The organism is Neoroseomonas lacus (assembly GCF_014644535.1).
Taxonomy (GTDB): Bacteria; Pseudomonadota; Alphaproteobacteria; order Acetobacterales; family Acetobacteraceae; genus Neoroseomonas; species Neoroseomonas lacus.
On the sequence record NZ_BMKW01000025.1, the window covers coordinates 20,472 to 27,721 of the forward strand.

General features: G+C 68.9%; 6 protein-coding genes. 3 read left to right on the forward strand and 3 right to left on the reverse strand.

Translation table 11 applies throughout. From position 1 onward, the window contains the following. Positions 1-55 precede the first annotated feature (55 nt). Positions 56-3,724: a trifunctional transcriptional regulator/proline dehydrogenase/L-glutamate gamma-semialdehyde dehydrogenase gene (gene putA, locus IEY36_RS28900; protein ID WP_188973543.1), complete on the reverse strand. Its 3,669-nt coding sequence runs from the start codon at positions 3,722-3,724 to the stop codon at positions 56-58. Between the two features lie 124 nt (positions 3,725-3,848). On the opposite strand from putA, the gene IEY36_RS28905 reads away from it, so the two are divergent. After that, the gene (locus IEY36_RS28905; protein WP_188973545.1) at positions 3,849-4,310 is read left to right on the forward strand and encodes an Lrp/AsnC ligand binding domain-containing protein; all 462 of its coding nucleotides are present in this window, start codon (positions 3,849-3,851) and stop codon (positions 4,308-4,310) included. A 211-nt stretch (positions 4,311-4,521) separates the two neighbouring features. Here the strand turns inward: IEY36_RS28905 and IEY36_RS28910 are convergent, their stop codons facing one another. Then, a complete protein-coding gene (locus IEY36_RS28910; RefSeq protein ID WP_188973547.1) occupies positions 4,522-5,487 on the reverse strand; it encodes a GlxA family transcriptional regulator in 966 nt (321 codons plus the stop codon). Between the two features lie 124 nt (positions 5,488-5,611). Here IEY36_RS28910 and IEY36_RS28915 point away from each other — a divergent pair, with 124 nt between their 5' ends. Both IEY36_RS28915 and IEY36_RS28920 read left to right on the forward strand, forming a co-directional pair. Continuing rightward, entirely contained in the window at positions 5,612-6,022 is a 411-nt protein-coding gene (locus IEY36_RS28915; RefSeq protein WP_229681673.1) for an MAPEG family protein, read from the forward strand. A gap of 25 nt (positions 6,023-6,047) precedes the next feature. Continuing rightward, the gene (locus IEY36_RS28920) at positions 6,048-6,986 is read left to right on the forward strand and encodes a PLP-dependent cysteine synthase family protein (RefSeq protein ID WP_188973549.1); all 939 of its coding nucleotides are present in this window, start codon (positions 6,048-6,050) and stop codon (positions 6,984-6,986) included. Between the two features lie 19 nt (positions 6,987-7,005). On the opposite strand, the gene IEY36_RS30930 is transcribed toward IEY36_RS28920, so the two are convergent. Further along, a partial coding sequence (locus IEY36_RS30930) for a hypothetical protein (RefSeq protein WP_229681674.1) occupies positions 7,006-7,250 on the reverse strand: 245 nt, incomplete at its 5' end.

A 7,250-nucleotide genomic window follows, 5' to 3' on the forward strand; every position in this document is an offset into this window, starting at 1 on the left:
CGCCGCTGGGCTACTTCGCGGCCGCGGCACGCGTCACAGCCTCGTGCCATGGGTATCAGAGGCTCATCAGCGAGGCATTGCCGCCCGCGGCCGCCGTATTGGTGCTGGTACTGCGTTCGGCCAGCAACATGTCGGGCGGATAAAGCGCGCCCGCGGCGATGCGCTCCGGTGTCAGCGCCAGCACCGCCCTCAGCGGCCCTTCCATCGCCGCGACGGCGCGTTGCAGGGCAAGAAGCTCCTCGGCCAGGCCCTCGAACAGCACTGCGTCTGCAGCGTCCGGCAGCGCGTCGGCAGTCAACGTGATCCGGGTGGCCAGGGTGGGCGGCAGTTCGGCCAGCGCGGCGACGGAAGTGGTGGAGGCCGTGACGAGCGCCCGATTGCCGGTGGCAAGGCAAGCGGCGAGTTGCAGCAGCAACCCGTGGCGCGTCACGGCGCGGCAGAGCACGGCGCCGCGCGGACGCAACGCGTAGCGGTTCGCCTCGCCCACCGGGCCGGATAGCGCGATGTCGAGGCCAGTGCGCGAGGCCGCCGCTTGGCGCGCCGCCTGCGCCGCTTGTGGCGGATGCCGTTCGCGGAGCCAGTCGAGGAAGGCGCCGGCTTCGGCCGGCAGCGGTACCTCGGGCAGCAGCGGCGCCGCCTGGCAGGCGACGAGCAGGCGACGCAGATAGAGCGGCCCGCCCGCCTTCGGCCCCGTGCCCGACAGCCCATGCCCGCCGAAGGGCTGCACGCCGACCACCGCGCCGATCAGGTTGCGGTTGACATAGACATTGCCCGCCGTGGAGCGTGCCGTCACTCGCGCGATGGTCGCGTCAAGGCGCGAATGGACGCCGAAGGTCAGTCCATAGCCGGTCGCGTTGACCGCGCTCAGCAGCCCATCCAGCTCCTCGCGGCGGAAGCGTATGACGTGCAGCACCGGGCCGAAGACCTCGCGGGTCAGCTCGGCGACCTCGGTGATCTCGATCAGGGTCGGGGCGACGAAGGTGCCAAGCGCACATGCCTCGGGTAACGGCAGCGCATGGACGCGCCGGCCTCGCGCGCGCATCGTCTCGACATGGCGCAGGATGCTCTCGCGCGCCTCGGCACTGATGACCGGCCCGACATCGGTGGCCAGGCGGTCCGGATTGCCCACGATGAGTTCCGCCATCGCTCCACGCAGCATCGTCAGCACACGATCGGCGATGTCCTCCTGCAGACAGAGAAGGCGTAGCGCTGAGCAGCGCTGCCCCGCGCTGTCGAAGGCGGAGACGAGCACATCCGCTACTACCTGCTCGGGTAGAGCCGAGGAATCAACCACCAGCGCGTTCTGTCCGCCGGTCTCGGCGATCAGCGGCACCGGCGCACCGTCCGGATTGAGGCGTGCCGCAAGACTTCGCGCGATCAAGCGGGCCACCTCGGTCGAGCCGGTGAACATCACGCCGTGCACCCGCGCATCGGCAACCAGTCGTGCGCCGACCCTCCCGTCGCCAGGCAGCAGTTGCAGCGCGGCTTGCGGGAGCCCGGCCTCGTGAAGGATGCCGACCGCCAGGGACGCAATGAGCGGCGTCTCCTCCGCCGGCTTTGCGAGCACCACATTGCCCGCCGCCAGTGCCGCGGCCACCTGGCCGGTGAAGATCGCGAGCGGGAAGTTCCAAGGTGAAATGCAGGCGACGGCGCCAAGCGGGAGATGTCCCGCTGTGCCAAGACCGCGCGCCCCGGCGGCGTAGTAGCGCAGGAAGTCCACCGCCTCGCGCACCTCGCCGACCGCATTGGCCAAGGATTTACCGGCCTCCCGCACGATTGGACCGAGCAGGGCGGGCATGCGCGTCTCCAGGAGATCTGCAGCCTTTTCCAACAGTGCGGCACGCGCTTCGGTTGGCGTCGCCGCCCAGGCCGGTGCAGCGGCCTCGGCGCAGGCGAGGGCCGCATCCACGGTCTCCTCCGTTGCCTCGGCGACGTGCCCGACCACGTCGCGATGGTCAGCCGGGTTCCGCACCTCGCGCGCCGGAGTGGCGGCTTCCGACACCGGCGGCGCGGCCTGCAGCGGCTCCGCCGCCGGCATCGCGAGCAATGCGGCCAGCCGCGCCAGCGTCACCTCGTCTACGAGGTCGAGACCCGAGGAGTTGCGCCGTGCCGTACCGAACAAATCGAGCGGCAGGGCGATGCGCGGATGCGGCGCGCCGAGGGGCGTGATGGTACGTGCCTCGGCGACCGGATCGGCAGCCAATGCCTCCACCGGAATGGCGGCGTCGCCGATGCGATGCACGAAGGAAGAATTCGCGCCGTTCTCCAGCAGCCGCCGCACAAGATAGGCGAGCAGCGTCTCATGCGTGCCCACCGGTGCGTAGATGCGGCAGGGCCGGCCCAGTGCCTCGGGGCCGACCACCTCCTCGTAGAGCGGTTCCCCCATGCCGTGCAGGCATTGGAACTCGTAGCGGCTGGGGTGGAAGTCCGGCCCGGCCATGGCGTGGATGGCGGCCAACGTACGCGCGTTGTGCGTTGCGAACTGCGGGAAGACCGCCTCTGGCGCTTCCAACAGCATGCGTGCGCAGGCGAGGTAGGACACGTCCGTATGGACCTTCCGCGTGAAGACTGGGAAATCGGCCTGGCCGTCCACCTGCGCGCGCTTGACCTCGCTGTCCCAGTAGGCGCCCTTGACCAGGCGCAGCATGATCCGGCGACCAGTGCGGCGCGCGAGATCGATGATCCAGTCCAGCACGAAGGGCGCGCGTTTGCCGTAGGCCTGAACGACGAAGCCGATCCCGTTCCAGCCCTGCAGCGCCGGCGACTCGCAGAGCGCCTCGAGGATATCCAGGGAAAGGTCGAGGCGGTCAGCTTCCTCGGCGTCGATGTTCAGGCCGATGTCATGCTGCCGGGCGAGGGTTGCGAGATGGAGCACGCGCGGCAGCAGCTCCGTCATCACGCGGCCCCGCTGCGCCCGAACGAAGCGCGGATGCAGCGCGGAGAGCTTAATGCTGATGCCCGGCCCTTCGATGATCCCGCGCCCGGCCGACGCGCGCCCGATCGCTTCGATCGCATCCTCGTAAGCGTGCAGGTAGCGCTCAGCATCGTGCGCGGTCGCCGCCGCCTCGCCCAGCATGTCGTAGGAGTACCGGAAGCCGCGCGCCTCGAGCGTGCGTGCCCGGACGAGTGCCTCATGGATTGTCTGACCGGTGACGAACTGCTCCCCCATCATGCGCATCGCGACATCCATCCCACGGCGCACCACAGGCTCCCCGGCGCGCGCGAGCAGACGGCCGAGCGCAGCGCCGAGCCCCGGTTCATCCCCCGCCGAAGCGAGCCGCCCGGTCAGCATCAAGCCCCAGGTCGCGGCGTTGACGAAAAGCGAGCGGCCATGGCCGAGGTGCGAGCGCCAATCCCCAGGGCCGACCTTGTCTCGAATGAGCGCGTCGCGCGTCGCATCGTCCGGGATGCGGAGCAGGGCTTCGGCGAGGCACATCAGTGCCACGCCCTCGGCGGAGGAGAGCGAGAATTCCTGCACCAGCGTCTCCACGATCCCGGCGCGGCGCTTGCCGCGCAGCGCGGTGACCAGGCGGCGCGCGAGGGCGGCCGCGGCGGCGTCTTGGTCGGGGGCCAGCGTGGCAGCGGCGATCAGCGGTGGCAGGCACGTTTCCTCCGCCCGCCGTGTGGCCGCAGTGATGGCGGCACGCAGGGGGAGCTGCGGGCCCGCCTCGCGCACGAAGGCGCTGAACGGCGCCGGGTGCGGCACGGGAGAGGTGGCGGGCATCGTCGCTTCCTGATCCGGTTGAACTCAGGTGCAGGAGGCTAGGGGCGTTGCAGCCGGATAGGTATCGCGCGTTTGCGCCGCCGGCTGTAACTTTCACTATTGCTGTTTTGATATGTAGGGAATCATGCAGGAGCTTGACCGAACAGACCGGATGATCCTGGGCATCCTCCAGCGCGAGGGGCGCATCACCAACCTTGAGCTGGCCGACCGCATCGGCCTCTCCCCGACCGCGGCGAGCGAACGGACGCGGCGGCTAGTGAAGGACGGGCTGGTGATGGGCTTCGGCGCGCGGCTCGATCCGCATCGCCTCGGCTTCGGCCTGCTCGTCTTCGTCGAGGTGCTGCTCGACAAGACCACGCCCGATGTCTTCGACCATTTCGCCGTTGCCGTGCGCCGCGCGCCGGAAGTGCTGGAATGCCACATGGTCGCCGGCGGCTTCGACTACCTGCTGAAGACGCGGGTGCGCGACATGGCGGCCTATCGCGCCTTCCTCGGCGGCGTCCTGCTGAGCCTGCCCGGTGTACGGGAGACGCGGACCTATGCCGTGATGGAGGAGGTGAAGTCGGATGGACCGCTGCCAATCTGATGGGCGCGGGCAGAGGCGGTGGTCAGTTCAGACTGGGCGGGTCGCGACGTCGTCCGGCATAGCACCAGCGGCACAAGGCTCTGACTCGTGCCGAGGCTGCCGATGCGGCCCGCCGGCAGTCCGGCGAAAGCCAGGCAAACCAGAGGTTTGCACCGTGCGTCTGAGGGTCAGATGAGGAAGATTCCAGCGGTCAGTGGCTCACCACGAGGGATCATCCGCGCAACTCTGCACGCAGTTGCCGGACACCCCGCCCAAGCCGCCGCCGCAACAGGGTTCGGAGCGTGGCGGACTCCGCGTAGCCGATCTCCTCGGCGATCTGCTCCAGGTCGTACCCCAGGGAAATCAGGTGCTGCGCGCGTTCCACACGCATGTCCTGAAAGAAGGCGAGCGGTGACCGTCCAAGCACGGCCTCCACGCGCCGCTGCAACGTCCGCGGGCTGACGGCCAGGGCGTTCGCTGCCGCCTGAAGCGAAAAGCCCCTGGCGAGGTTCACACGCGCCCAGCGCTCGAAGCGTTCGACCATCGGGTCGGCATGGGCCAGGAAATCCGGGATGATATACTTCGCCTGCGATGGCCGGCTGTCGATGAGCAGCATCCGGGCAACGAGCGCAGCCATTTCCGGGCTCGCCTGCCGCACCAGCCACAGCGCGAGATCGAGGTGCCCCATGGCCGCGCCGGCAGTCACGACCCGGCCCGAGGCGATGATCATCCGCGTGTCGTCCAGCCTGACCTTCGGATAGCGCCGGCGGAACAGCGGCGCGAGCGACCAGGTTGTCGTCGCCTCGCGCCCATCGAGGATCCCCGCCTCGGCCAGAAGAAAGGTCCCGATGCAGGCCGCGGCAATGCCCAGGCCGGCGTCATGCCATGCGCGTACCCGCCCGACCGCCTCGCGGACGTCGTCGCGCCCAAGCGCCTCGACCAGCCGTTCGGGCTGCTTGGCGTTGAGGGCCGGCACCACGACCCAGTCCGGCCTTGGCGGCGTGTCCGCAGCTTCAATGGCGACGCTCATCCCCATCGCCGTCCGCACCTGCGGCCGCACGCCCACGAGCCTGACGTCAAAGGGCGGAGATTTGACCCCCTGCAGGGCCGCCAGCTCGTTCGCGGTGCCGAGCGTGTCGAGGAACACCGCAAGGCCGGTGTCGAAGGCGCCCTCCAACGCCAGGACCGTCACCCGCATGGCGTAAATGACTCCAAAATTGTCATTTGCGCCAATACGCTTCGGGCGGCGCCAGGTCTAGCGTCACGCCCCATCGGAGGTCGCCGGAGCGTGGCGGTGTCGGTCCAATCGAAGGGAGTCCGCCGTGATCGGCTTCACGATCGAATTGCAGTGCCTGGCATGGATATGCCTAGCGACTGCGCTGATGTGGGTGCCCTACACGGTCGCCCGCATCCTGACGCGCGGCGTCGTGGCGGCGCTGTCCAATCCAGACCCGTCCCATCCGCCCGACCCGGCATGGGCTGAACGGGCGCGCCGCGCACATGCGAACGCCATCGAGGACCTGGCCGTCTTCGTACCATTCGTCCTCATCGCGGCGATTTGCGACGCGAGCACCCCGGCGACTGCCTTCGCCGCCAAGCTCTATGTCGGAGCGCGGCTCGTGCACTACGCGGTCTATACGGCGGGCATTCCCGTCATCCGCACGCTGGCCTTCCTCCTCGGCGCTGGCGCCACGCTCACCGTCGCCGCCGCGCTGCTCGTCAGCGGCATGTAACCGCCCACAATCCAGGAAGCAGGGAATGAACAGTGCCATGACCATCCTCGACACGATCGGCGACACGCCGCTCCTGCCGCTGCGCAACGTGGTTCCGCCGAACGGCGCGCGCATCCTCGTCAAGCTGGAGAGCCGGAACCCGACCGGCAGCATGAAGGACCGCATGGCCCTCGCGATGATCGAAGCGCCAGAGGAGGATGGTCGGCTCAAGCCCGGCGGCAGCGTCGTCGAATACACCGGCGGCAGCACCGGCGTTTCACTGGCGCTGGTCTGCGCGGTGAAGAACCACCCGCTGCACCTCGTCTCCTCGGATGCCTTTTCGAAGGAGAAACTCGACCACATGCGGCTGCTCGGCGCGAAGCTGATGATCGTCCCGAGCGAGAACGGCAAGCAGACCGAGAAGCTGACGCGGGACATGATCCGCGAGGCGCATCGCATCGCCGCCGAGACGGGCGCCTACATCACGGCGCAGATGGAGAACACCGACCAGCTTCGGGCGTACTGGACGCTTGCCGACGAGATCTGGCAGCAGACTGGCGGGCGCATCGATGGCTTCGTGCAGAGCGTCGGCACCGCCGCGGCGTTGCGCGGCATCTCGGAGCGTCTGCGGCAGCACGACGGACGGATCCGGATGGTTGCGGTCGAACCGGCGGAATCGGCCGTGCTGTCCGGCGGCCCGAGCGGCGCGCACAAGATCGACGGCATCGGCGCTGGCTACGTCGTGCCACTCTGGCACGACGGCATTGCCGACGAGACCGAGCGCGTCTCGACAGCCGAGGCGAAGGCGATGGCATTCCGGCTCGCAGCAGAGGAAGGCCTGTTCTGCGGCACCTCGACCGGTGCGAACGTCACGGCGGCGTTGCGGCTTGCCGAGCGGCTCGGGCCGAATGCCGTGATCGTCACCATCATGTGCGACAGCGGCATGAAGTACCTGACGACCTTCTCGCGCGACCTGGAGCCCTGACGCGGGGTGACCGTACCTCTCAGAGCGAACCGCTCTCGGCATCCTGGCGGGAAAATTCGGCCCGAAGTCCGGCCGACAAGGGCGGCACGATGCGCATGCCCTTCGTGCGGACAGAGGCGCAAAAAAAGAGGCTCCCACCTGGAGCGGCCCCCAATTCGACCGGACATGCGGCATAGCCCGGAGGGCCTAGGTTGAAACCTAGGCGCACGCCTATGTCGAAGCCCATTGAGCGCGTTGCGATGATCACCGGCATCCACCGACGCC